We start from the raw sequence: 21729 nt of genomic DNA on the forward strand, positions 1-21729 counted from the left end.
GGTTTGCCCCCGCAGTCTTCACTGATTGAGGTCGAAGACCAGAATGCCAGCAAGGCCTCCATCCGTCGAGGAGACGATGCGCTCGCCCACAGCCACATGTTCGGGATGAATGAGATAAGCGTCGCGGGCTTCGGCACTTTCGAAGGTCACCGCAAAACCGTCGACGAAACCGCCATGCAGCCCCTCGGGCGAAACGTTCGGCCCGTATTTGATATCCAATATGCCGGGAATGACCTGTTTCAGGGCGACGATCGCGTCGAACAGCGATTGTTTGTCGTCGGCCGTCATCGCCGTCTTCAGCCGCAGGAATACGCAGTGCAGGATCATCATGGTCCTCCCGATTTTCTTTGGCTGGAGAATAGCGGCGAAAACCGGGAGAGCAATGAGATTTATTTTCACGCAGGCGTTGCGCTGCGGGCCGGGCCCCCACGCAGATTACATCTGGTCGGTCTTGACCAGGGGCCGCTTGTAGATCTTCTGGACGAGATCGCTCGCCAGCGTCCGGGCTTCGTCCTTCTGGGCCGCCGTCATCGGCCGGCAGGTGTTCCTGGTATTTGAACTGTCGAGCACGGTCGTGGAACCGGAATTGGCGATGACCAGATGCCAGCTGCAGGAGGCGACCCTGTCGATGGCGACGGCACCATGGCAACCGGTGGACAGGCAGAAGGCAACGGTGACCTGCGCCCCGTGGTCGCCTTTATAGGCCAGCTCGACGGCTTTCTTGATATCCGCGACCCATCGCTGGCATTGCGCCTGTTTTGCCCCCGGCTCGCAGCTCTTGGTGACGGGAGTGATGTCGCCGGCCTGAAGCGGCGATACGCAAAAAACACCCATCGAGAGGGCGAGCAGAAACTTGAGCATGGGATTTTCCTTGTGCAAGCAATGAGAGGCGCACATCGCAGGCCGTTGGTCAATGGCCGTTTATGGGAGGGAAGGGGCGCGACTGACAGCTTTTAGCCAACACCATCCTGTAATCGAACGCTCTCGTCTGCTGCTGGACGATGATTGGGACGGCGCTTTCCGGAAAGGCCTCGGCTTGCTGCTCTATCGCCTTGCTGGGAGACAATGAACATTCGTCATTTCCGGACGAGACAGTGCCGGATTCCGAGCGCGTGCCATGGGTGATCGCGGATCCTTCCGCGACATGGATTCCTGGCTATTTCCGCAGGATTTTCTCCATCGCTTTCCCCTTCGCGAGTTCGTCGATCAATTTGTCCAGATAGCGGATTTCCCGCATCGTCGTTTCTTGGATGTCTTCCACGCGAACGCCGCAGATCACGCCTGTAATCAACGATCGGGAGGAATTCATCTGAGGCGCTTGCGCAAAGAAATCCTCGAAGTTGGTCTTCTCAGCCAACTGATCGTCCAGGCTCTGCTGGCTATGCCCCGTCAGCCAACAGATGATGTCATCGACCTCTGTCTTCGTGCGCCCCTTCTTCTCTGCCTTGGCGACATAGTGAGGGTAGACGCTCGCGACGCTGACTGAATAGATACGATGCTTCGTCATGCCTGCTCCTCAACGTTCCAGATGTTTTCCGGCTTGAGATAGCTGATTTCTAGACCTCAGACGACCGCCACGGGGCCGGCTGCGGACCGGAAGCTTTGAGGTCTTGGCCAAGAAGAGGCAGGTCATCCGCTCTCCACGCCAAAATTTTCTGCCAAGACGCCTTTGATCTGATGTCCGCTTTCGGGCGATGCAAGCCTATCGGAACGACAGAAATGGAGGCGCATTACCGCCCGGCAGCATGGGCTCGGTCGGTGATCTCTGGCCGCATTTCTGCTAAAGTTCGGAAGCAAATCGCCCGCGATGTCACCAACTGCCGAAGTGTGAAGGGCGCAACGGACTGACGGGCCTCTCGCTTATCAGGCCTCTTGTCTTGAAGGAGGAACGCCAGGATGAGCACCGACCTGGATACCGTGCGGTCCTATAATACGGTCGCGGCGGAGTACGCTGCGGAGGCCGCGGCGATGCCCGAATGGGTCGCGACAGAGATCGATGCGTTCGTGACCGGGCTGGGCGGCTCGGGCAGGGTGCTGGAGATCGGAAGCGGTGGCGGGCGAGATGCACTTGCGCTTGAGAAGCGGGGAATGAGCGTCCGGCGCACCGACATTGCAAAGGGTTTCGTCGAACTGCTTCGCGAAAATGGCTTCGAGTCCGACCTGTTGGACCCGCTGACCGAAGACTTGGCCGACCCGCAGCGTCCCGGCACGCCGTACGACGGGATCTGGGCCTGTGCCTGCCTGATTCATGTCGCGCGCGAGGATTTCGGCACGGTGCTCGGACGGCTTGCCGAGGCGACCCGGACCGGTGGCCGATTGCACGCCTCGGTAAGAGAGGGCGACGGCGAGGATGTGTCCACACATGGCAATGCTGCAGCGCCCCGGCGCTACGTCGAGACGTACTGGCGCGAGTCTGCCCTGCGGTCCGCACTCACGGACGCCGGCTGGATCGTCAGCGAGATACGTCTGTGCGTCGGAAAGCCCCATGATCGGTGGCTCAGCGTTCGGGCGAGTCGGGCGTGACGCACATGGAACTTGCGGGAATGGCCGTTCCGCTCAGGCCCGTTTCGTCAGCGGAAAGCGGTCGCGCAGCAGCCGCAGTACCGATTCCGAAGGGATCGGCGGCCCGAACAGGTAGCTCTGGCCGTAGCTGCAGCCCATCTTGGCGAGTTCGATCGCGTCCTCGTTGGATTCGATCCCCTCCGCCACCACCTTCATCTCAAGCTCGCGCGCCATCGATATCACCGACCGGAGCACGGTCGCCTTCTTGTCGCTGCCGTCGCGCACCAGCGCCTTGTCGAGCTTGATCGTGTCGAAGGGGAAGCGGGTGAGATAGGCGAGCGACGAATAGCCGGTGCCGAAATCGTCGAGCGCCAGCCCGATGCCGGCCTCCTTCAGCTTCTGCAGCACAAGGCGGGCCTGTTCCGGATTTTCCATCACCATGGATTCCGTCAGTTCGAGCTTGAGGCGCGAGGGATGGCAATGCGTCTTGGCGAGAACCGAGCGCACGTCGTCATAGAGCTCGTTGTTGAGCAGCTGCACGCTCGACAGATTGATCGAGACGAAGATCGGCAATTCGCCGGTCTGGTGCTGCCAGCTCATCAGATCGTTGGTCGCCTGTTCCAGCGCGAACATGCCGAGCGGGCCGATGAGATCGGAGGACTCGGCGATCGGAATGAATTCGGATGGCGGGATATTGCCGCGTTTGGGATGTTCCCACCGCATCAGCGCCTCGAAACCGGCAATCTCGACATCCTCAAGCCTGGCGATCGGCTGATAGACCATCGACAATTCCTTGCGCTCGATGGCGCGGCGCAGATCCGTTTCCAGCTGCAGCCGGTCGGTGCCGAAATCGCGGAAGGCCGGCTGGAACGGTTCGACGCGGTTGCCGCCCGCCCGTTTTGCCCGGTACATCGCAAGCTCGGCATCGCTGAGCAGGCCGGTGGCGCTTTCCTGCCGGTCGACCCAGGAGGCGAGCCCCACCGAGGCCGTCAGGATGATCTCGCGATTGGCGAAGTTGATCGGCACCATGATCGCCTTGCTGATCGCATCGGCGAAATCGGCGACCTTGGCCGGATTGTGCTCGGACACCAGGATCAGGCCGAACTGGTCGCCGGCAAGCCGGGCCAGCGTGTCCTGCGGCTTCAACAGCCGGCGCAGGCGCCGCGTCAGGGCGATCAGGATGTTGTCGCCGGCAGCCACCCCGAGCGAATCATTGACCAGCTTGTAGCGGTCGATGTCGATCACCATCACCGTCGGCCGCAGCGTGTCGCCGCCCGGCGCCAGCGCCAGCACCGATTGCAGCCGGTCGAGGAAGACCTGGCGGTTCGGCAGGCCGGTCAGATTGTCGTGCAGCGCATCGTGCAGCAGCCGCTCGACGGAATTCTTCTGCTCGGTCACGTCGACGATCGTGCCGACGCAGCGGATGATCTCGCCGTTCGAGCCGAGCACCGGCCGGGCGCGGATCAGCAGCCAGTGGAAATGCCCGTCCTCGGCGCGGATGCGGAACTCGTGGTTCAGCCGCCCGCGGCGATGTTCGAGCAGCACGTCGAGTGTCGCGCGGAAGCGGTCGCGGTCGTCGGGATGCAGCCGCGGCAGCCAGTTGCGCGCCGCGCCATGCATGGTCCCCGGCGATAGGCCGAGCTTGGTCGAGACATCGGGAATGGTAACGACGCGGTCGCGCGCCACATCCCAATCCCAGACCATGTCGCCGGAGCCGGTGAGCGCCAGCGATTGCCGCTCAAGATCGGAAAACAGCCCCTGCTGGAACGCGCCGCCGGCAAAGGCATGCTGCATCACGGTGAAGCCGATCAGAAGCACGATGAGCACCAGGCCGCCGCCGAGGGCGGGCTGGATGATGTCGTTGTCGAGCCGCCCGGTGACCGTCAGCCACGCCCCGAACAGCCAGACGAGGATCAGCGCCCAGGCCGGCACCAGCAGGATAGCGCGGTCGTAGCGGTTGAAGCCGAGATAGATGATGAGCAAGAGCCCCATCGTCGCCGTCAGCGCGAAGGAAAGCCTGGCGATACCGGCGGCGATCGACGGATCGTAGATCGCCACGCCGAAGAGCAGGGCAAGGCCGAGCACCCAGGCAAGCGTGGCGTAGCCGAGATGCGCATGCCAGCGGTTGAGGTTCAGATAGGTGAACAGGAAGATGACGAAACTCGACGCCAGCGCCACCTCCGCGCAGGCGCGCCATATTCGCTGGTCCGCCGATGCGACGCTGATGAGCTTGCCGAGGAAGCCGAAGTCGACGCAGATATAGCCGAGCACCGCCCAGGCGAGGGCCGCCGTCGCCGGCAGCATCGAGGTGCCCTTGACGACGAAGAGAATGGTCAGGAACACGGCGAGCAGGCCGGCAATGCCGAGCACGATGCCGCGATAGAGCGTGAAGGCGTTGATCGTATCCTTGTAGGCGTTCGGTTCCCAGAGATAGATCTGCGGCAGCTCCGGCGTCGACAGTTCGGCGACGAAGGTGATGACGGCGCCGGGGTTCAGCGTGATGCGGAAGACGTCGGCCTCGTCGCTCGGCTGCCGGTCGAGCGCGAAGCCTTCGCTCGGGGTGATGGCGCTGATGCGCTGCGAGCCGAGATCCGGCCAGAACAGCTTGGAATTGACCAGGCGGAAATGCGGCGCGACGATGACGCGCTCGAGCTGTTCCTCCGAGACATTGGCGAGCGCAAACACCGCCCAGTCGCCCTGATGGTTCTCCGAGCTCGCCCTGACCTCGATGCGGCGGCGGATACCGTCCGCACCCGCGGCCGTCGAAACCTGGAAGGCCTCGCCCTGGTTCACATAGATCTCGGTCGTCGCGGTCAGGTCGAGCGCGGTATCGTCGCGGGAAATCTTCACCGGTTCGGCCGCCTGGGCCGTACCCGCCACGAAGGCGAAGGCCGCCAGGAAAAGGGCTGCGATCACCGCGATCACTCGTCCGGACGGTGACTTGGGCAGCATGCGGTCTCTGGTCATCGGCTGTCGGTTTTCCTGCCTTTATCCGTATCGGTGGCGAGACGTGAAAACATCACATGATCATGCCACTGACCGTTGATCTTCAAATATCCGCGCAGATAGCCTTCTCGCTGAAACCCGGCCTTTTCAAGCAGACGGATGCTGCGCGCGTTATCTGGAATACAGGCTGCTTCGATACGGTGCAACTCAAGCCCGGTGAAGATGTAAGGAATAACCATTTGCAAGGCGGCGAACATGTGCCCCTGGCCGGCATGGCGCTCGCCCATCCAGTAGCCGATCATGCAGCTTTGTGCCGCACCCCTCCTGATGTAGCCGATGGTGATGCCGCCGACGAGCGTCATGTCGCCTTTGAGGAAAATGAACAGCGGGACCGCCTGGCCCGAGGCATATTCCTGCTTGCCGCGGATGACGCGGGCGCGATAGGCGCCCTCGGTCAACTCGTCGCGCCGCCAGGTCGGCTCCCAGGGTTCGAGGAATTTGCGGCTTTCGGCGCGCAGCCGGTGCCACTGGTTGAAATCCTGGTAGCGCGGCAGGCGCAGGAGATATCTGTCGTTCTCCAGCTCCACCGCTTCCGGCTGCCGCGACAGAAACCGAAAAACGGATTTTGCCATCGATTACTCCCGGCAGACGGACGTCGGATCAGCTTGCCTGCAGCGTCTTCGACGCCGGGACCGAAAGCGAGGCGGTGATATCTTCCATCGGCGCGAGCTGCTCCAACGGCCCGATCGCCGAAAGCGTCGGCACCGTGTCGTAGAACAGCCGGCCGGCAAGGTCGGTCAGCCGCTCGATGGTGATGCCTTCCAGCCGCTCCATCATCTCCGGATTGGAAATCGGCCGGCCGTAGAGCATCATCTGCCTGGCGATCTGGCCGGCGCGGGCTGCCGGGCTCTCCTGGCCCATCAGCAGCTGGGCGCGGATCTGGGCGCGGGCGCGTTCGATTTCCTTCTGGTGAATGGCATCGGTGGACTTGTGCAGCTCGTCGATGATGACCGGCAACAGCTCCGGCAGGTTTTCACCGCCGGTCGCGGCATGAATGCCGAAGATGCCGGTGTCGGAAAAGCCCCAGTGGAAGGCATAGACGGAATAACAGAGGCCGCGGAACTCGCGCACTTCCTGGAAGAGCCTGGAGGACATGCCGCCGCCAAGAATATTGGCGAGGATCTGCGAGCAGTAGAAATCGCGGGCATGATAGGGCTTGCCCTCGAAGCCGAGCAGGATCTGGGCGTCCATCAGGTCGCGCGGTTCGCGCACGCTGCCGCCGATATAACGCGCCGCTTCCATGACGGGCGGGGCAGAAGGCGAAGTCGGCAGGCTCGCAAAACGATCCTCGACCATGCGGACGAATTCATCATGCTCGACGGCGCCGGTCGCCACCACGAACATGCGGTCGGTCGTGTAGTTGCGGCCGAGATAGCCGCGGATCTGCTGCGGCGTGAAGGAGACGACGGTCTCCGGCGTGCCGAGGATCGCCCGGCCGAGCGTCTGGTCGCGATAGGCGGCTTCGGAGAACCGGTCGAACACCACGTCGTCGGGCGTATCGTTGGCGGCGTTGATCTCCTGCAGGATCACCTGCTTCTCACGCTCCAGCTCCTCCTCCTCGAAAGCCGATTCCGTCAGGATGTCGGCGAGGATATCGACGGCGAGCGGCACATGATCCTTGAGCACGCGGGCATAATAGGAGGTCGTCTCGGTCGAGGTCGCGGCGTTGACTTCGCCGCCGACATCCTCGATCTCCTCGGCAATCTGGCGGGCCGAGCGGCGCGCCGTGCCCTTGAAAGCCATGTGTTCGAGCAGGTGGGCGATGCCGTGCTCGTCTCCCGTCTCGTTACGCGATCCTGATTTGATCCAGACTCCGAGCGCAACGCTTTCAAGGTGCGGCATGGTTTCTGTGACTACTGTCAGCCCGGATTTGAGCCGGGTGCACTCAACTGTCATTGGCTATCTTTCTGCGCCTGCTGTCGTCTCGCCACGGGCATGTTTGCCGATAAAAGTCTCAACGGCTTTCAGCTCCGGCTTGATGATCTGGAAACGCTCCTCCCTGTGCATCACATCAGCAAGCCACGTCGGAAGCGCCGGGTCAATACCGCAAGCGGATTTTACGGCGACGGGGAATTTCGCCGGATGCGCGGTCGAAAGCGTCACCATCGGCGTATTCGGCTTCTCTTTCTTCGCCGCAACGAAGACGCCGATCGCCGAATGCGGATCCAGCAGATAACCGGTCTCGGCATGGGTCTTGCGGATCGTCTCGGCCACCTGTTTCTCGCTGGTGCGGCCGGCGCGGAAGTCGCGGCGGATCGCCTTCAGCGCTTCAGGAGCAATCTCGAAGCCATTGGATTGTTTGAGACTCTCCATCGCCGCGCGCACCTTCGAGGCGTCGCGCCCATAGGCTTCGAACAGCAGCCGTTCGAAGTTCGAGGAGATCTGGATGTCCATCGACGGCGAGCTCGTCGCCTTGACCGCCTTCATGTCGTAGCGGCCGGTCTTCAGCGTCCGCGCCAGAATGTCGTTCTCGTTGGTGGCGATCACCAGCCGGTCGATCGGCAGGCCCATGCGCTTGGCGCAATAGCCGGCGAAGATGTCGCCGAAATTGCCGGTGGGCACCGTGAACGAGATCTTCCGGTCGGGTCCGCCGAGGGCGACGGCCGCCGTGAAATAATAGACGATCTGGGCCATGATGCGGGCCCAGTTGATCGAATTGACGCCGGATAGACGAACCTTGTCGCGGAAGGCCACGTCGTTGAACATCGCCTTCACCAGGTTCTGGCAATCGTCGAAATTGCCCTCGACGGCAAGCGCATGCACGTTTGGCGAAGACGAAGTCGTCATCTGCCGCTGCTGCACCGGCGAGACCTTGCCGTGCGGGAAGAGAATGAAGATATCGGTGCGCTCGCGGCCCGCAAAGGCGTCGATCGCCGCCCCGCCGGTATCGCCCGAAGTGGCGCCGACGATCGTCGCCCGCTCGCCGCGCTTTTCCAGCGCATAGTCCATCAGCCGGGCGAGCAGCTGCATCGCCACGTCCTTGAAGGCGAGCGTCGTGCCGTGGAAGAGCTCCATGACGAAGCTGTTCGGCCCGGTCTGGACGAGCGGCGCGATCGCCGGGTGGCGGAAGGTGCCGTAGGCCTCGTCGATCATCGCCCGGAACGTGTCGTCGGGGATCTCGCCGTTGGTGAAGGGCGACAGGATGGTGAAGGCCACTTCCTGATAGGTCTTGCCGCGCAGTGCCCGGATCTCCTTCTTCGAGAAGCTCGGCCATTTACGGGGAACGTAGAGCCCGCCGTCGCGTGCCAGCCCGGTCAGCAGGGCGTCGCAAAAGCCGAGGGAAGGGGCCTCGCCGCGGGTCGAGATATAGTCCACGTTCGTCATCCTTGATCTATCGCTGGAAGAAATCCGGCCGGGCGCAGCCGTGGCTTGCTCTGCCGAAAATTGGAGAGGGGCTGCCCCGTCGGCACGCCATCGCGGGTATCCTGTTGAAGTTGCCCGCATCCGGCGGCGAAAAGTGCATCAAAACGGCGCTTACCCAATCGATTTTTGTTTGCGCCGCTGATATAGACCATCGCAAACCGTCATGAAAGGCCTCGCGGAAAAGACATGGGGCCTCCAAGAAACGCTTGTACAAGGGATGGAATATGGTGCTCGGCAAGGTCTCGCGTCTCATCGTCTCCGCATCTTTTCTTGCCCTGCTCGCCGGCTGCAACTCGCTCGGCATAGGCGGAGACAGCAAGTCGTCTGCACCGCCGACCCAGCCGAACGGCACCGCCCAGATCATGCCGCTGGCACCCGCCAATCCCTCGTCGAACAATCCGTCGATCGGCACGGCCACGACCGCGCAGGGCACCGTTGCCCCGGTCGTCCAGGGCGCCTGCCCGCAGATCTTCATGCGTGACCAGGATGCGATCTTCCGCACCTATGCCAAGGGCAAGAAGGACGATCCGCAGCAGATCGTCTACCAGGCCTCCTTCGGCGATTACACCCGCCAGTGCACGCTGAACGACACCAACCTGACGATGACGGTCGTCGCCCAGCTGCGCCTGATCACCGGCCCGGCCGGTGCGCCGGGCCCGCTGACGCTGCCGATCCGCGTCACAATCCTCGACGGCGAGAACGTGCTCTATTCCGAGGTCACCAAGTTCGCGACCGAGATCCCGGCAGGTGCGCCTGGCACGCAGGTGATCTTCCGCAAGGAAGGCATCAAGATGCCGGTCGGCGCAGGCGCCCTGGTGCGCGTCAATGTCGGCTTCGACACCCAGCCGGCGAAGACCAAGAAGAGCAGCTAAGCAATTCGGCCTTCGGCCTGCACCGGCCTGGGAGCTCATCGATAGCGGCCCCTCATCCGGCTGCCGCCACCCGGTCAGGCTAGGATGAGGGCAGCCGTACGCTCAAACCAGAGCGGGCTAGCGGGCTTCGGGCGCCTCAGAGAACGTTGTCCCAGGCGGCCAAGGCGGCGACGACGCCCGGCAGGTCGTTCATGCGCGAGATCGCCGTTTCGGCGCCGGCATCGGTCAATTTATCGGCATGGGCGGGATAGCTGTGCGAGGCGCCGGTAAAGCCGATGACGCGCATGCCGGCGGCGCGCGCCGCATGCACGCCGTGCACGGAATCTTCGACCACGACGACCTTGTCGGGCGAAACACCCATCTGGCTTGCGCCGTGCAGGAAGATATCGGGCTTCGGCTTGGCGCGGTCGGGGCCGAGATCCTTGGCGGAAAAGATGTTGGGTGCAAAAAGCGGCTTCAGCCCCACCTTGGTCAGCATCATGTCGAGCCGCTTGGTGCTGGAATTCGAGCAGATGCAGCGCTTCATCGGCAGCCGGGAGACGGCGAATTCGACGCCCGTAATGGCCTTGACGTCCTGCGCCAGCCGGAGGTCGAGCATCTTTTCCGACTTGTCGAGCAGCGAGGCCGAAAGCGGGATGCTCGCCTCGCGCTCGATCTGCAGCAGGATGTTGCGCCATGTCATGCCGGCGAAACGCTCGCCCATTTCCTCGACGCCGATCGGGTAGCCGGCCTCCGTCAGCAGCGCGGATTCGACTTCCGCCGCGATGATTTCGGAATCGACGAGAACGCCGTCGCAGTCGAAGATGATGAGGTCGAAGCCGTCCATATGTTCACGCCTTGCTGAAATCTGGGCCGAAAGCCTGGGTCTTGTCCGGGGATGCTGCGGCTTTACACGATGCCCGCCCAAAGCTCAACCGGATCTCAAGCATGGCTGCGATGCGGCAAGCGACCGGCTCCGGCGTTGCTGCCGGATCGGCGGCGTAAGCCACCGTCATCCAGCCCTCGACAAGCAGGAACTCGCTTGCCACCGAAGGCGCATCGGAGGGAGCCGGAAGGCACAATCGCACGCCGCATCAGCCGAATGCTCGCCTAGCATCGTGCGCGGCGCTATCAGGTGAGAGTCCCTGGAGATGACCGTGGAATGACGTCGGCAGGATTGCCCGCCAACGTCATGGCAAGCTTAAAGCGAGCTCAGAAACGCGAGGGACGGCATAAAGAAATATTCGCCTCCCTTCATCTTCACCGCTTGAGGAACGGTCGCAACGGTCTTGAGGGAGCCGGGATCACCCCAGATGGCCGCTCCTTCCATATCTGGTCGCGCAGCATCTTGTTTTGTTTGACCGATGACCGGATCGACCCCAGGCGCTGGAAAGCCGGTCGGCACAGCTGGGAAACCGGGATTGTTTGCCCAATTTTTCTGCGTGAATTCGAACTGATTGGCTATATCACTGTTGAACGCCATGAATAACAGGCCGACGTATTTACTCGGTTTGTTCTCGATCTTGCCATCGTTCGGATTATCTGTTCGCACGCCATAGGTTTGGCCGCGTCGGGCCATCAGGTGCTTTCGTTCGCCAGCACTGTTTTCGAACCCGCCCGACCCGCGCGGATTGGTTTTTCGGATATGCCCTGAAAAGGGACACTTCGCGCCGCTCTTGTCGCTGAAGTAGTTGAAGTTGTTCGGGACGGGTGACTCAACGCCGTCTTCTGACTGCATCGTGACCGGCGTTCCGTCCTCAAAGCGCCCGACGACCATGGCGCCGGCCCTTTCGTCATCAGCTCCGAACAAGCGATCTGCAAGTTTCTGCTCTTGCCTTTTGAACCGGCGGACGTTTTGTTCCAGCTTCCGGTATACGAAGTAACTTCCGAAATGAACGGCCGGATCGGGCGCTGCTGGATCTGGAACAATAACCTGTTCTAATGGGAAAGCCGGATCCCAGTTCGCAATTCCATCTGTCGCGTTTTCTTCCGCGTCGATGTCTTCCAGCAGAAACAGCGGCTGGCTGCGCCCATCGACATAGCCGAAGTGTTCGATACCTTCTCTATTGTCATTGTGAAGGCCCAGGCCATCTTGCGTCCCCACGATTGTTACCCCATGCGAGGCCTGGATCAAGTTTACCACCTGATCGTGAGCGGTGACCTTGGTGTCATTGAGCATATCTCCCACCAGAACGACCGCATGGATGGGATTGCGAAAATAAGCATCCCACCTGCTGACATCAGGGTCATTCAAGTCGGATTTTTGCATGCCCGCGCGAAATATCGGATCGCTCGGCCTTTGGGCGATTTGGAGGGCTTGATAGCCCTCGTCTGTAAGGCCAAGCCCAATGTACGGCGTTCCCGGCGTCGAAGGTTTGGCTTTGAATGCTTCAATTTCCATTAAATGCTGCTTTGCCGATTTCATCAGCGTCGTGGAAATAGCCCGAAGGAAGTTTTTCGCAGCTTCCTTATCGTCAAACCGCAGAAAAAACAGAGTCAAAAACTCACGAACATGCGCCTTGATGATGTTAGGTTGAAGGTTGACAAGCATAATGCTGTCGTCGGCAGATGGATTTTTCCATGAGATTGGAGAATTTAACGTGACGGACATCTTGCGTTCCCCCGTTAATGACATCGTCATTAAACAACAGGTAGCATATTAGAGTCAACGCAACCATTTATTGTTTGATTTGTATTTCCAATGGCGTGTTGAATCTTTTGCCATTTTTGATCTGCAAACGAACCTATTGGCATCAGGGTGCGCTAGATGTCCTCGATGCTGCGGGTGAGGCGGTAGTGGACTTTGATCTGATTTATCGCCCGCCCTCTGGGATAGGCTCTGCTGCCACTGCCGGAGAGTGCAGTCGCTGCCGGTCGCCTTCCGCTGAGAAGATGATCGGGCGACTCTCCGCCGTCCGGCGCGCCCAGCCTTTGTCGAAGAAACCTGACAGCAGGGCCTCGCCGAGACGGCCGGCAAGATCAGCCCGCCTTTCGTTTCAGTCGAGGCAGGAGCGGCAGCCGCGATGATCTGAGGTCCTCGACGTCGCGGGAATGGAAATGGCGAGCAGACAGAAGCCGTCAGGCCGCCAGCTGCCCGCTCCGGCGTCCAGCGGCAGATGGCGTCGAAGCCGTCGCGCGCAGCTTGAACCGGGAAACGAGTTCACGCAGCTTGGCGGCTTCCTCGGCAAGATGACCGGATGCCGCGGTTGATTGCTCCACCATTGCCGCGTTCTGTTGGGTCACCTGATCCATGGAATTGACGGCGGTGTTGACTTCGGCAAGGCCGGTCGACTGTTCTCTTGCCGAGACGGCGATGGCATCCATGTGCTGATTGATGCGGGCGATCTGTTCGCTGATCGCCTTCAGAACCTGGCTGGTGTCGAGAACCAGCTTGACGCCGCTTTCCACTTCCACCGACGATTTCTGGATGTGGCCTTTGATTTCCTTTGCCGCCTGGGCCGATCTCTGGGCGAGTTCGCGCACTTCCTGGGCCACCACCGCAAAGCCCTTGCCCGCCTCTCCGGCGCGCGCCGCTTCGACACCGGCGTTCAGCGCCAGCAGATTGGTCTGGAAGGCGATCTCGTCGATCACGCCGATAATGCTGGAGATCTGCTGCGACGAAGCCTCGATGCGGCGCATGGCCTCTTCGGCATGCGACACGACCTCCGAAGACTTGGCGGCATTGCGGTTCGCATCGGTCGCTTCACTGCGCGCCTCGTCGGTGCGCTTGCTCGAGTTCGAGACATTGGCGGTGATCTGATCGAGCGCTGCGGCGGTTTCTTCGAGCGAGGCTGCCTGCTGTTCGGTGCGTTTGGACAGATCGCCGGCCCCGGATGCGATTTCCCGGGTGCCTTCGTCGATCGCGGCAATGGCGGCCGCAATGGCGCCGAGCGTTTGGTCGAGCTGGCGGATCGACATGTTGAAATCATGCCGGAGGCCCTCGAAATCAGGTGCGAACGGCTCGTCGATCTGGAAGGCGAGATCGCCGGATGCGAGCCGCTTCAGGCCGGCGGCAAGGCCGGATGTCGCCGCCCGCAGCCGAACGGCTGCATCTTCGTCGGCCTGTTTGCGGGCCGTCAGCCGTTCGGTTTCGCCCTGCAACCGGGCTGCCTCGGCGTCTTGCTCGAGCTGCCTGTTGGCAATTGCCGCCTGGCGGAAGATTTCGACGGCCGATGCCATCGTTCCGATTTCGTCCGAGCGGCCGATCCCCGTGCAGGCAATGGCCGTGTCACCGCCGGCAAGCCTTTGCATATCGTTGGAAAGCGCCAGGATCGGCTTGGTTACGGTCTTGCGCGTCAGGAAATAGAGACCAATGGCGAACAATGCGGCTGCGGCCAGAAGTGCTTTCAGAGCGATATCGACCGAAGCCTTGACGTCGGCGCTACGCTTGGAGATTTCGTCCGACGCGGCGGTGATCTCGTCGCCGGCCTGTTCCATGGCCGTTTCCAACGTCGAGAATTGCTGCATGAATGCGGGCAGGGCCTTCAAGGCCGCCGAAGGATCCTGGTTTGCCAGATCCACGATTTTCGTGGCGCTTTCGATATAGCTCAGAAGCGGAGGTTCGATGCTGGCAAGCAGCGCTTTGGTCTTGTCGTCGGCGGCAAGCGCCTTGTTGGCGGCAATCATCTCGCGAAACGACGCGTCGTGTTCCACCAGGTCCGCCTTCACCGCGGCCGCTTCTATGCCCGCTGCCGGATTGGACGCCAGCATCGATGCCAGCACGTCCGCGCGCATCGCGTCATGCATCATGTCGGCCTGCATGTGGTTGCGCAGAATTTGCGCCGACCGGGCAACGTCGGCGTTGTTTTCCGACAGGGTCGAGGCCGACCAGATACCGACCCCCGTGGCGCCACCCGCCAAGGCGAAAATCGCGATGCTCGCAATGATGATCTTATGCTGGATCGACGCCATGACAGGGCTCTCTCGTTAATTTAGAACGTGAGAGTACGGGAATATGCTTAATGATTTCTCAGCACCGATCCTTAGTGGCGTGAAAACAATAGGTTGCATTCGATATTTCATTTTCGATGAAAGGTTGATCTGTGCATTGTGGCCGCTCATTGCTGCTTCACGGTCTTGGGCGTAGCATGCAGCCGCACAAGGAGAGGGACCATGAGGCTTTCAGCTTTCGTCCGACCGGCGGCAGCCGTAGTGCTGCTGTTTGCCTTCACATCCACCGACGTCAACGCCAGGGGAAAGCACCGAAGCTGTGCGCAGCTGCAGGCGATGAAGGATAATGCCCTGACCGGCGGAAAGCATGCCGGGGATGGCACCGACAAGAGAGCCAAGGTCGAAAGGAAGATGAGGAAGAAGGGCTGCCAGAGCTAAGCCGCCGATAGCGTGCGAGTACCGAGAGAACATGGACCGGCAGCAGGCGAGCCTGTTACCGAAACGGCAGACTGCGCCTTCTTTGAGAACGGCGCGACATCCATCAAATCCGCGTCATGCAGTTCTAACCGCGGCCCCAGGACTACCTTTGGCATTCTCATGCACTAGATGGCGATCGAGGAGGACGTCACCGCCGCTATGGGGAGGAGAACAAGCGGCATGCCAAGGAACGGACGAAGAGGAAGACCGCATGACGATCGAGGACATCATCGAGACCCTGGAAAAGACTGATATGCCCGACAGCCGGATCGACGCCTTCATCACCTGTGCTTTCCTGCTGAAGCAATTCCGGCCGGCCGAACCGGACGATTTCGACGGTCCCCACGACTACATGCCGAGCAGTATCAAGTCGCCGCATGGTTTCCTGATGGCGCGTTCGTTCACGCATGATGTCAATCACGCCATCGATCTGTGCCGGGAGGTGCAGCCGGATGCGGTTTGGCACCTCGCCTGCGGCCGCCAGACATCGGACGAGTCGCTTTACGGTGCGCAGCTGCGCGAGATCGATGAGGGCGAAAGCGTGCTCGGTGAAGCCGAGAGCAACCACGCGGCGCTGGCGCTCACTCTCGCGGCGCTGCGGGCGCATGTGCGGCAGGAAGATGAAAAGAGGGCAGGGGCATGAGGCCGCCGGAAACGGCCTTAGCACCTCCTGCAGACCGGCAATAAGCTACGGATCGACCGGAAACAGCCTCAGAAACTGCCGGTCGCCTTCCGGCGAAAACAGGATCGAGCGGCTCTCGGCCGTGCGCCGCGCCCAGCCCTTGTCGAGGAAGCTTGACAGCAGCGCCTTGCCGAGGCTGCCGGCGAGGTGGGTGCGTCTTTCGCTCCAGTCGAGGCAGGAGCGGCAGAGCGGCCGGCGCGAGGATCTGAGGTCGCCGACATCGATGCCGATGCATTTGAGGTCGCCTTCGCCCTTTTCCGTCAGCACCAGGCCTTCGCCGACCGCCTCGATCGAGCCGGAGGCAATCAGGCTGTCGAGCATGCGCACGCCGTAATCGCCGGCAAGATGATCGTAGCAGATGCGCGCCTTGCGCAGCGCCGGCTCCTTCGGTCCCGGCTGGTGGCGCAGGTGCCCGCGTCCGGCGGCAAAACCCATCATGCTTTCGATCAGCCGGGCAACGGCCTCGTCGGCGAGCGTGAAATATCGGTGGCGTCCCTGCTTGCGCTGGGCAAGCAGCCCGCCGGCTTCGAGCTTGGCGAGATGGGTGCTCGCCGTCTGTACGGTGATGCCGCCGACGCCGGCAAGCTCGGTCGCCGTGAGCGCCCGGCCGCCGGTGAGTGCCGCCAGCATGTTGGCGCGGGCGGGATCGCCGATCAGCGCGCCGATCTGCGCAATGTCTGGGCCTTCCTTCATAGTTCGATCGTAACCGAAGCATCGCCGTCGGGCAATGTGCGAAAACGGCCCAGGAGAGCACTGAGACAGCAAAGGAGAAACGATATGATCACCTGCTTCATCCGCTATCAGATCGACCCCTTCAAGAAGGAAGCGTTTGCCGAATATGCCCGCAACTGGGGCCAGGCGATTCCGAAGAACGGTGCCGACCTGATCGGCTATTACGGCCCGCACGAGGGATCGGCGACGACGGCTTACGGCGTCTATAATATCGAGAGCCTCGCCGCCTATGAAGCCTATCGCGCCCGGCTGGCGTCCGACCCGCTCGGCCGCGAGAATTACGAATTTGCCCGACGCGAGCGCTTCATCCTGAAGGAAGATCGCATCTTCCTCAAAAATGTCTCCGCCCCTCACGCCAAGCTGGTGCTGCCATGATCGCCGTCATCTTCGAAGTCGTGCCCTATATGGGCGAACGCCACAAATATCTGGATCTTGCCGGCGAGTTGCGCAGCGAGCTCGAAAAGATCGACGGCTTCATATCGATCGAGCGTTTCGAGAACCTGACGAACCGCGGCAAGCTGCTGTCGCTCTCCTTCTTCCGCGACGAGGCGGCCGTCAAGGAGTGGCGCAATCTCGAGGCGCACCGGGCCGCGCAGCAGGCCGGCCGCGGCGGCATCTTCGCCGATTACCGCCTGCGGATCGCCAGCGTCGTCCGTGATTACGGCATGTTCGAACGCGACGAGGCGCCGGCCGACAGCCGCAGGATTCACAATGCCGCCTGATCGCCGGCATCGGCAAAGTCTGCCGCTCACTCATCGGCCGGCCGAATAAATTCCCGAAATCGGCCACCGCTTCAGGCTTTGGTAACTAAGTTGCGTAACCATAACGGACAGTTAAGCGTAGAGCGTATGAGTGAGTATCAGAATGGCATCAGTTTTTCCGCTTGCCGACCTCAAGGCTTCCGTCAAGTCGGATTCCCGGCCGGGATCCCGGTCGGATTCCTGGGTTGACACGATCATCAAGGGCGATTGCGTCAGCGCCCTCGAAGCTTTGCCCAGCCACTCCGTCGATATCATCTTTGCCGACCCGCCGTATAATCTCCAGCTCGGCGGAACGCTGCATCGTCCCGATCAGTCGCTGGTCGATGCGGTCGACGACGAATGGGATCAGTTCGCCTCCTTCGAGGCCTATGACGCCTTCACCCGTGCCTGGCTGCTGGCCTGCCGGCGGGTGCTGAAGCCGACAGGCTCGATCTGGGTGATCGGCTCCTACCACAATATCTTCCGCGTCGGCGCCACGCTGCAGGATCTGAACTTCTGGATCCTCAACGACATCATCTGGCGCAAGACCAACCCGATGCCGAATTTCAAGGGCCGCCGTTTCCAGAACGCCCATGAGACGATGATCTGGGCGAGCCCCAACGCCAAGGCCAAGGGCTATACCTTCAATTACGATGCGATGAAGGCGGCCAATGACGACGTGCAGATGCGCTCCGACTGGCTGTTCCCGATCTGCAATGGCGGCGAGCGGCTGAAGGGCGAGGACGGCAAGAAGGTGCATCCGACGCAGAAGCCGGAAGCGTTGCTTGCCCGCGTCATCATGGCCTCGACCAAGCCCGGCGATATCGTGCTCGATCCTTTCTTCGGCTCGGGAACGACGGGTGCGGTCGCCAAGCGTCTTGGCCGCCACTTCGTCGGCATCGAGCGCGAGCAGGATTATATCGATGCGGCCTCGGCCCGCATCGCCGCCGTCGAGCCGCTCGGCAAGGCGGAACTGACCGTCATGACCGGCAAGAAGGCCGAAGTCCGCGTTGCCTTCAACGTGCTGGTCGAAAGCGGCCTGATCAAGCCCGGCCAGGTGCTGACCGACGCCAAGCGCCGCTACAGCGCCATCGTGCGCGCCGACGGCACCGTGGCCTCAGGCGGCGAGGCCGGCTCCATTCATCGTCTCGGCGCCAAGGTGCAGGGTCTCGATGCATGCAACGGATGGACCTTCTGGCATTTCGAAGACGGGCAGTCCCTGCGCCCGATCGACGATCTCAGGTCCGTCATCCGCAGTGATCTGGCAAAGGTGGAGTGAGCACCACCTTCGCAAGATCGAGATACCTTCTTCCGATTTCCCTCCAGTTGCGGGGGAAGGCCAAGGCGCCCGGAGTTCAAGCTCCGGGCGTCTTCTATTTGCGCTGTACCAGCAAAACTGCGCAGCGGTTTTGCTGGAACGCGGTCATCAGAACTCTTGATAATCGGTGACCTCGACCCGCGTGACGCGCCCTTCCGCATTGAAGGTGATTGTCTCCTCGCCCTCGCGGATCAGCGGCTTGCCCGTCTTGCTGTGGGTGGCGCGCACCGACCAGACCGATCGGCCGGAGAGCGGCGTCAACGTTTCCACCAGCGAATTTTCCGCCGTCTGATCGGGATAGTCGTCGAAATAGCGCCGGAAGGCAGCCATGATCTCAGGCCGGCCGGCAAGACTGCCGACACCGTTCGAGACATAGGTCGCATCCTCGGCGAAATAGGCCTCGATGGCGGGAAAATCGAGGGCGTTGATGGCGGCGTGAAAGCGCTCGATTTCTTCTGCGGGGTCGAAAGCCATGGATCTCAGACCTTCAATCCGTAAGCGGCGAGATCGCTGCGCAGCTTCTCCGCACCCGAAAACAGCACCGCATTCCAGCCATAGGCCTTGGCGCCTTCGACATTGACCGGCGCGTCGTCGATGAAGATCGTGGCCGCGGGATCGAGGCCGAAGCTTTTCGTATGCGTCTCGTAGATGGCGATATCCGGCTTGATCAGGCCGACATCGCCGGAAACGGTGACGCCGCGCGGTCGGTTGAGGAAGGGGAAGCGTTGCTGCGCCTCGCGGAAAGTGTCGGAGGCGAAGTTGGTCAGCATCGTCACGTCGCGCCCTTCGGCGATCAGCCCCTCCATGATCGCGACGCTGTCCTCATAGGCGTGCGGCACCATCTCGTGCCAATATTTGCGGAAGGCGCGGATCTGTTCCTCACGTGCCGGGTGCTGTTCGATCAGCAGCGCTTCGGCCTCCGCCCAGCTGCGGCCGCGGTCCTGCTCGATGTTCCAGTCATGGGTGCAGATATTGGCGAAGAACCAGTTGCGCTCGGCCTCATCCGGGATCAGGCGGCTGAAGGGAAGATGCGGATCGTAATGAATGAGGACTTTGCCGATATCGAAAACAATATGCTTTATGCCGGTGGTCATGGTCATCCCTTGGATGTTTTAAACGCGAGAGGAATAGCCGCTGCGATCGCCTTTTTCATGACGGTCGGCAGCGCCTGCGCTTCAAGATTTGTAACCGGCTCCCACCATCCGTCATTCGTGCCGACCTTGCCGGCGATCACCGCACGCCAGATCGACAGCCTGAGCTCGAAATGGGTGAAGACGTGGATGACGGTGCCACAGGACTGCCATGCCGCCTCGAAGGGCGCGGCCGCAGCCGAGGTCTCGCCGTCGATGCGCGCCGTCCAGGCTGTCGTCGGCACCTCGGTCATGCCGCCAAGCAGGCCGCTGTCGATGCGCCGCCGCAGCAGGATTTCGCCATCGCCAGTCACCGCGATGAAGGCTGCGCCGTAGCGCACCGGTTTCTCTTTCTTCCCCGCCTTGACCGGAAACAGCTCGGGATCGGAAAGTTTGAGCGCCTCGCAGGCACCCCGGAACGGACAGAGCGAACAGGCCGGCCGCTTCGGCGTGCAGATCGTCGCACCGAGATCCATCATCGCCTGGGCGAAATCGCCGGGGCGTTCTGCCGGCGTCAGCAGCGCCACCTTTTCCTTCATCGGGGGCTTGGCGGCCGGCAGCGGTGTTTCGATGGCATAGAGCCTGGAGATCACCCGCTCGACATTGCCGTCCATGACGGCCGCCTGCCGGTTGAAGGCGATGGCCGCGACGGCTGCGGCCGTATAGTCGCCGATGCCGGGGAGCGACTTCAGGCCCTCCTCGGTGTCGGGAAAGACGCCGCCATGCTCTGTCGCCACCGCCTCGGCGCATTTCTTCAGGTTGCGAGCCCGGGCGTAATAGCCGAGCCCCGCCCAGGCGGCCATGACAGCGTCATTCTCCGCAGCGGCAAGATCGGTCACCTCGGGCCAGCGCTTGAGAAACCGCTCGAAATAGGGTTTGACCGCCTGCACCGTCGTCTGCTGCAGCATCACCTCGGAAAGCCAGACGTGATAGGGATCGGCCTTGACGCCGCGGGCCGCCATGCCGGGCGAGACACGCCAGGGCAGGTCGCGGTGGTGGCGATCGTACCAGTCGAGGAGGGGCTTTGCCGAGGGCGTGTCGAGTGTGGTGATCGTCATGATTTGCCGCGATGGGGGGAAGTGCCTATACTTGGCGAAGCAATGCCGCGCGATCAAGTCGGCCGCGCCGATTGCCTGTGCGATTGGCGGCGGCGCCCAAGGGTTTCGATGAGTTATCCACGCAAAGATGTAAAGCAGATTTCCGAGCTGGCGAACGGGTTGATCGATCCCGTCCTGGCGCGGCGCGCCGGCATCAACACGGCGCTGCTCGGCTCGTGGAGCGAAATCGCCGGCGAGGATTTCGCCGATTGCACCCGGCCGGAAAAAATCGCCTGGGCCCGCGGCGGCAATGAGGCCGGCGGCTTCCGCCCCGGTGTGCTCACCATCGCCTGCGAAGGCGCGCGCGCGCTGTTCCTCACCCATGCCCAGGGCGAACTCATCCAGCGCATCAACAGCTTCTTCGGCTTCGCCGCCGTCCACCAGATCCGCATCGTCCAGAAGCCCGTCTCACAACCCATCCGCCGCTCCCGCACCCCGGCGCCGCTGAAAGGCGAAGCCGCCCGCAAGCTCGAAGGCATGATGGAGGGGATCGAGAACGACAAGCTGCGCCAGGCGATCCAGCGCTTAGGGACCGCGGTGATGGGGAAGCGGGGGAATCAGCGCTGACGTCCAGGACCGCCGCTAAACGACACCCTTCTTCAAGATGAAGTTGCCATAGGGCCGTATCTCCCCTGTCTGAACCACGGCAAAGCAAGATTCAGCCAGTGGATAGTAGGCGAAGCGCTCGATGGGCCTGCTCGTGATGCTGCGCTTTTCCGCCTTCGAGCAGAGCAATTCCACATCCGCATGAACGGGTAGCATGATGCCAGTTTGATCCGGATCCTCCATATGCATGAGCGGCTGTTCGACGAAATGATCGAGCGGCATGACCGCCAGGATCGCCGCTATGGCGTCTGGCGCGCTGGCCGCGTTCATCGATATGAGCCTGCCGCTGACGGTCTTTTTCGACACGCGGCACGCCGAGAAATTCTTGTCGACAA

Annotated in this window: 24 protein-coding genes and 2 pseudogenes; 9 read left to right on the top strand and 17 right to left on the bottom strand. The window is 61.8% G+C overall.

Annotated elements, in window-relative coordinates; translation table 11 throughout:
• Positions 1-18 precede the first annotated feature (18 nt).
• Together FHX10_RS25485 and FHX10_RS25490 are read right to left on the bottom strand one after the other, a co-directional pair.
• Complete coding sequence (locus FHX10_RS25485; protein ID WP_028755746.1) at positions 19-327, bottom strand: Dabb family protein; 309 nt, start codon at positions 325-327, stop codon at positions 19-21.
• 108 nt (positions 328-435) lie between these two features.
• The gene (locus tag FHX10_RS25490) at positions 436-861 is read right to left on the bottom strand and encodes a hypothetical protein (protein WP_246781258.1); all 426 of its coding nucleotides are present in this window, start codon (positions 859-861) and stop codon (positions 436-438) included.
• Between the two features lie 79 nt (positions 862-940).
• Between FHX10_RS25490 and FHX10_RS35260 the strand changes: the two are divergent.
• A pseudogene (locus FHX10_RS35260) lies at positions 941-1069 on the top strand (TetR family transcriptional regulator); the annotation flags it as partial.
• Between the two features lie 87 nt (positions 1070-1156).
• Here the strand turns inward: FHX10_RS35260 and FHX10_RS25495 are convergent.
• A complete protein-coding gene (locus tag FHX10_RS25495; RefSeq protein WP_184390531.1) occupies positions 1157-1507 on the bottom strand; it encodes a DUF2200 domain-containing protein in 351 nt (116 codons plus the stop codon).
• 389 nt (positions 1508-1896) lie between these two features.
• Between FHX10_RS25495 and FHX10_RS25500 the strand changes: the two genes are divergently transcribed.
• Positions 1897-2523, top strand: coding sequence for a bifunctional 2-polyprenyl-6-hydroxyphenol methylase/3-demethylubiquinol 3-O-methyltransferase UbiG (locus FHX10_RS25500; RefSeq protein WP_184390533.1), 627 nt, complete (start codon positions 1897-1899; stop codon positions 2521-2523).
• Positions 2524-2556: 33 nt separating this feature from the next.
• Here the strand turns inward: FHX10_RS25500 and FHX10_RS25505 are convergent, their stop codons facing one another.
• The 5 genes from FHX10_RS25505 to FHX10_RS25525 are packed head-to-tail and all read right to left on the bottom strand — an operon-like array spanning position 2557 to position 9023.
• Positions 2557-5469, bottom strand: a complete 2913-nt coding sequence (locus tag FHX10_RS25505; RefSeq protein WP_028755742.1) for a sensor domain-containing phosphodiesterase — start codon at positions 5467-5469, stop codon at positions 2557-2559.
• Positions 5466-6080 (bottom strand): GNAT family N-acetyltransferase, encoded by a 615-nt coding sequence (locus FHX10_RS25510; RefSeq protein WP_028755741.1) that lies wholly within the window; start codon positions 6078-6080, stop codon positions 5466-5468. The genes FHX10_RS25505 and FHX10_RS25510 overlap by 4 nt, the downstream gene beginning before the upstream one ends.
• 28 nt (positions 6081-6108) lie before the next feature.
• Positions 6109-7404: a M16 family metallopeptidase gene (locus tag FHX10_RS25515; RefSeq protein ID WP_028755740.1), complete on the bottom strand. Its 1296-nt coding sequence runs from the start codon at positions 7402-7404 to the stop codon at positions 6109-6111.
• Positions 7405-7407: 3 nt separating this feature from the next.
• Complete coding sequence (gene thrC, locus FHX10_RS25520) at positions 7408-8832, bottom strand: threonine synthase (protein ID WP_184390535.1); 1425 nt, start codon at positions 8830-8832, stop codon at positions 7408-7410.
• Positions 8829-9023 carry a hypothetical protein gene (locus FHX10_RS25525; RefSeq protein WP_164735928.1) on the bottom strand — a complete coding sequence of 65 codons (195 nt, stop codon included), beginning with the start codon at positions 9021-9023 and terminating at the stop codon, positions 8829-8831. The genes thrC and FHX10_RS25525 overlap by 4 nt, the downstream gene beginning before the upstream one ends.
• 72 nt (positions 9024-9095) lie before the next feature.
• Here FHX10_RS25525 and FHX10_RS25530 point away from each other — a divergent pair, with 72 nt between their 5' ends.
• Entirely contained in the window at positions 9096-9743 is a 648-nt protein-coding gene (locus FHX10_RS25530) for a hypothetical protein (RefSeq protein WP_028755738.1), read from the top strand.
• Positions 9744-9879: 136 nt separating this feature from the next.
• Here the strand turns inward: FHX10_RS25530 and FHX10_RS25535 are convergent, their stop codons facing one another.
• The 4 genes and pseudogenes from FHX10_RS25535 to FHX10_RS25545 form a co-directional block, all read right to left on the bottom strand.
• Complete coding sequence (locus FHX10_RS25535) at positions 9880-10569, bottom strand: HAD family hydrolase (RefSeq protein ID WP_184390538.1); 690 nt, start codon at positions 10567-10569, stop codon at positions 9880-9882.
• Between the two features lie 354 nt (positions 10570-10923).
• Positions 10924-12333, bottom strand: a complete 1410-nt coding sequence (locus FHX10_RS25540; RefSeq protein WP_184390540.1) for a peroxidase — start codon at positions 12331-12333, stop codon at positions 10924-10926.
• Positions 12334-12535: 202 nt separating this feature from the next.
• Positions 12536-12745 (bottom strand): annotated as a pseudogene (locus FHX10_RS35265) (hypothetical protein); the annotation flags it as partial.
• A 55-nt stretch (positions 12746-12800) separates the two neighbouring features.
• A complete protein-coding gene (locus FHX10_RS25545; RefSeq protein ID WP_097542825.1) occupies positions 12801-14633 on the bottom strand; it encodes a methyl-accepting chemotaxis protein in 1833 nt (610 codons plus the stop codon).
• Between the two features lie 201 nt (positions 14634-14834).
• On the opposite strand from FHX10_RS25545, the gene FHX10_RS25550 reads away from it, so the two are divergent.
• Positions 14835-15050, top strand: a complete 216-nt coding sequence (locus FHX10_RS25550; protein WP_047613975.1) for a hypothetical protein — start codon at positions 14835-14837, stop codon at positions 15048-15050.
• Between the two features lie 250 nt (positions 15051-15300).
• Positions 15301-15732, top strand: a complete 432-nt coding sequence (locus tag FHX10_RS25555) for a hypothetical protein (RefSeq protein WP_028755732.1) — start codon at positions 15301-15303, stop codon at positions 15730-15732.
• A 45-nt stretch (positions 15733-15777) separates the two neighbouring features.
• Here FHX10_RS25555 and FHX10_RS25560 read toward each other — a convergent pair whose 3' ends face one another.
• Positions 15778-16464 carry an ArsR/SmtB family transcription factor gene (locus FHX10_RS25560; RefSeq protein ID WP_097542824.1) on the bottom strand — a complete coding sequence of 229 codons (687 nt, stop codon included), beginning with the start codon at positions 16462-16464 and terminating at the stop codon, positions 15778-15780.
• 84 nt (positions 16465-16548) lie between these two features.
• Here FHX10_RS25560 and FHX10_RS25565 point away from each other — a divergent pair, with 84 nt between their 5' ends.
• The 3 genes from FHX10_RS25565 (at position 16549) to FHX10_RS25575 (ending at position 18522) form a co-directional block, all read left to right on the top strand.
• Positions 16549-16878, top strand: coding sequence for an NIPSNAP family protein (locus FHX10_RS25565; protein WP_063476493.1), 330 nt, complete (start codon positions 16549-16551; stop codon positions 16876-16878).
• Positions 16875-17225, top strand: coding sequence for an antibiotic biosynthesis monooxygenase (locus FHX10_RS25570; protein ID WP_184390543.1), 351 nt, complete (start codon positions 16875-16877; stop codon positions 17223-17225). Before FHX10_RS25565 ends, FHX10_RS25570 begins: the two co-directional genes overlap by 4 nt.
• Positions 17226-17367: 142 nt before the next feature.
• The gene (locus tag FHX10_RS25575) at positions 17368-18522 is read left to right on the top strand and encodes a site-specific DNA-methyltransferase (protein ID WP_047613981.1); all 1155 of its coding nucleotides are present in this window, start codon (positions 17368-17370) and stop codon (positions 18520-18522) included.
• Between the two features lie 147 nt (positions 18523-18669).
• On the opposite strand, the gene FHX10_RS25580 is transcribed toward FHX10_RS25575, so the two are convergent.
• Genes FHX10_RS25580 through mutY form a run of 3 tightly spaced genes read right to left on the bottom strand, consistent with a single transcriptional unit; the run spans position 18670 to position 20749 of the window.
• Positions 18670-19035, bottom strand: a complete 366-nt coding sequence (locus tag FHX10_RS25580) for a nuclear transport factor 2 family protein (protein WP_047613982.1) — start codon at positions 19033-19035, stop codon at positions 18670-18672.
• Between the two features lie 5 nt (positions 19036-19040).
• On the bottom strand, positions 19041-19655 hold the full coding sequence (locus FHX10_RS25585; RefSeq protein WP_028757156.1) for an HAD family hydrolase: 615 nt from the start codon (positions 19653-19655) through the stop codon (positions 19041-19043).
• A gap of 2 nt (positions 19656-19657) precedes the next feature.
• Positions 19658-20749, bottom strand: a complete 1092-nt coding sequence (gene mutY, locus FHX10_RS25590) for an A/G-specific adenine glycosylase (protein WP_028757157.1) — start codon at positions 20747-20749, stop codon at positions 19658-19660.
• 108 nt (positions 20750-20857) lie between these two features.
• On the opposite strand from mutY, the gene FHX10_RS25595 reads away from it, so the two are divergent.
• Positions 20858-21355: a DUF721 domain-containing protein gene (locus tag FHX10_RS25595; RefSeq protein ID WP_028757158.1), complete on the top strand. Its 498-nt coding sequence runs from the start codon at positions 20858-20860 to the stop codon at positions 21353-21355.
• A gap of 15 nt (positions 21356-21370) precedes the next feature.
• Here the strand turns inward: FHX10_RS25595 and FHX10_RS25600 are convergent, their stop codons facing one another.
• Complete coding sequence (locus FHX10_RS25600; RefSeq protein WP_312862913.1) at positions 21371-21700, bottom strand: RbsD/FucU domain-containing protein; 330 nt, start codon at positions 21698-21700, stop codon at positions 21371-21373.
• Positions 21701-21729: the final 29 nt, after the last annotated feature.

It is taken from the genome of Rhizobium sp. BK591 (assembly GCF_014195045.1).
GTDB lineage: Bacteria > Pseudomonadota > Alphaproteobacteria > Rhizobiales > Rhizobiaceae > Rhizobium > Rhizobium anhuiense.

Bases quoted from the DNA above. Each gene is read 5' to 3' on its own strand.
- thrC (WP_184390535.1), bottom strand. From the start codon at position 8,832: ATGACGAACGTGGACTATATCTCGACCCGCGGCGAGGCCCCTTCCCTC.
- FHX10_RS25535 (WP_184390538.1), bottom strand. From the start codon at position 10,569: ATGGACGGCTTCGACCTCATCATCTTCGACTGCGACGGCGTTCTCGTC.
- FHX10_RS25595 (WP_028757158.1), top strand. From the start codon at position 20,858: ATGAGTTATCCACGCAAAGATGTAAAGCAGATTTCCGAGCTGGCGAAC.
- mutY (WP_028757157.1), bottom strand. From the start codon at position 20,749: ATGACGATCACCACACTCGACACGCCCTCGGCAAAGCCCCTCCTCGAC.
- FHX10_RS25515 (WP_028755740.1), bottom strand. From the start codon at position 7,404: ATGACAGTTGAGTGCACCCGGCTCAAATCCGGGCTGACAGTAGTCACA.
- FHX10_RS25560 (WP_097542824.1), bottom strand. From the start codon at position 16,464: ATGAAGGAAGGCCCAGACATTGCGCAGATCGGCGCGCTGATCGGCGAT.
- FHX10_RS25585 (WP_028757156.1), bottom strand. From the start codon at position 19,655: ATGACCACCGGCATAAAGCATATTGTTTTCGATATCGGCAAAGTCCTC.
- FHX10_RS25555 (WP_028755732.1), top strand. From the start codon at position 15,301: ATGACGATCGAGGACATCATCGAGACCCTGGAAAAGACTGATATGCCC.
- FHX10_RS25510 (WP_028755741.1), bottom strand. From the start codon at position 6,080: ATGGCAAAATCCGTTTTTCGGTTTCTGTCGCGGCAGCCGGAAGCGGTG.
- FHX10_RS25495 (WP_184390531.1), bottom strand. From the start codon at position 1,507: ATGACGAAGCATCGTATCTATTCAGTCAGCGTCGCGAGCGTCTACCCT.
- FHX10_RS25565 (WP_063476493.1), top strand. From the start codon at position 16,549: ATGATCACCTGCTTCATCCGCTATCAGATCGACCCCTTCAAGAAGGAA.
- FHX10_RS25580 (WP_047613982.1), bottom strand. From the start codon at position 19,035: ATGGCTTTCGACCCCGCAGAAGAAATCGAGCGCTTTCACGCCGCCATC.
- FHX10_RS25500 (WP_184390533.1), top strand. From the start codon at position 1,897: ATGAGCACCGACCTGGATACCGTGCGGTCCTATAATACGGTCGCGGCG.
- FHX10_RS25570 (WP_184390543.1), top strand. From the start codon at position 16,875: ATGATCGCCGTCATCTTCGAAGTCGTGCCCTATATGGGCGAACGCCAC.
- FHX10_RS25525 (WP_164735928.1), bottom strand. From the start codon at position 9,023: ATGGTCTATATCAGCGGCGCAAACAAAAATCGATTGGGTAAGCGCCGT.
- FHX10_RS25530 (WP_028755738.1), top strand. From the start codon at position 9,096: ATGGTGCTCGGCAAGGTCTCGCGTCTCATCGTCTCCGCATCTTTTCTT.
- FHX10_RS25505 (WP_028755742.1), bottom strand. From the start codon at position 5,469: ATGACCAGAGACCGCATGCTGCCCAAGTCACCGTCCGGACGAGTGATC.
- FHX10_RS25575 (WP_047613981.1), top strand. From the start codon at position 17,368: ATGGCATCAGTTTTTCCGCTTGCCGACCTCAAGGCTTCCGTCAAGTCG.
- FHX10_RS25545 (WP_097542825.1), bottom strand. From the start codon at position 14,633: ATGGCGTCGATCCAGCATAAGATCATCATTGCGAGCATCGCGATTTTC.
- FHX10_RS25485 (WP_028755746.1), bottom strand. From the start codon at position 327: ATGATCCTGCACTGCGTATTCCTGCGGCTGAAGACGGCGATGACGGCC.
- FHX10_RS25490 (WP_246781258.1), bottom strand. From the start codon at position 861: ATGCTCAAGTTTCTGCTCGCCCTCTCGATGGGTGTTTTTTGCGTATCG.
- FHX10_RS25550 (WP_047613975.1), top strand. From the start codon at position 14,835: ATGAGGCTTTCAGCTTTCGTCCGACCGGCGGCAGCCGTAGTGCTGCTG.
- FHX10_RS25540 (WP_184390540.1), bottom strand. From the start codon at position 12,333: ATGTCCGTCACGTTAAATTCTCCAATCTCATGGAAAAATCCATCTGCC.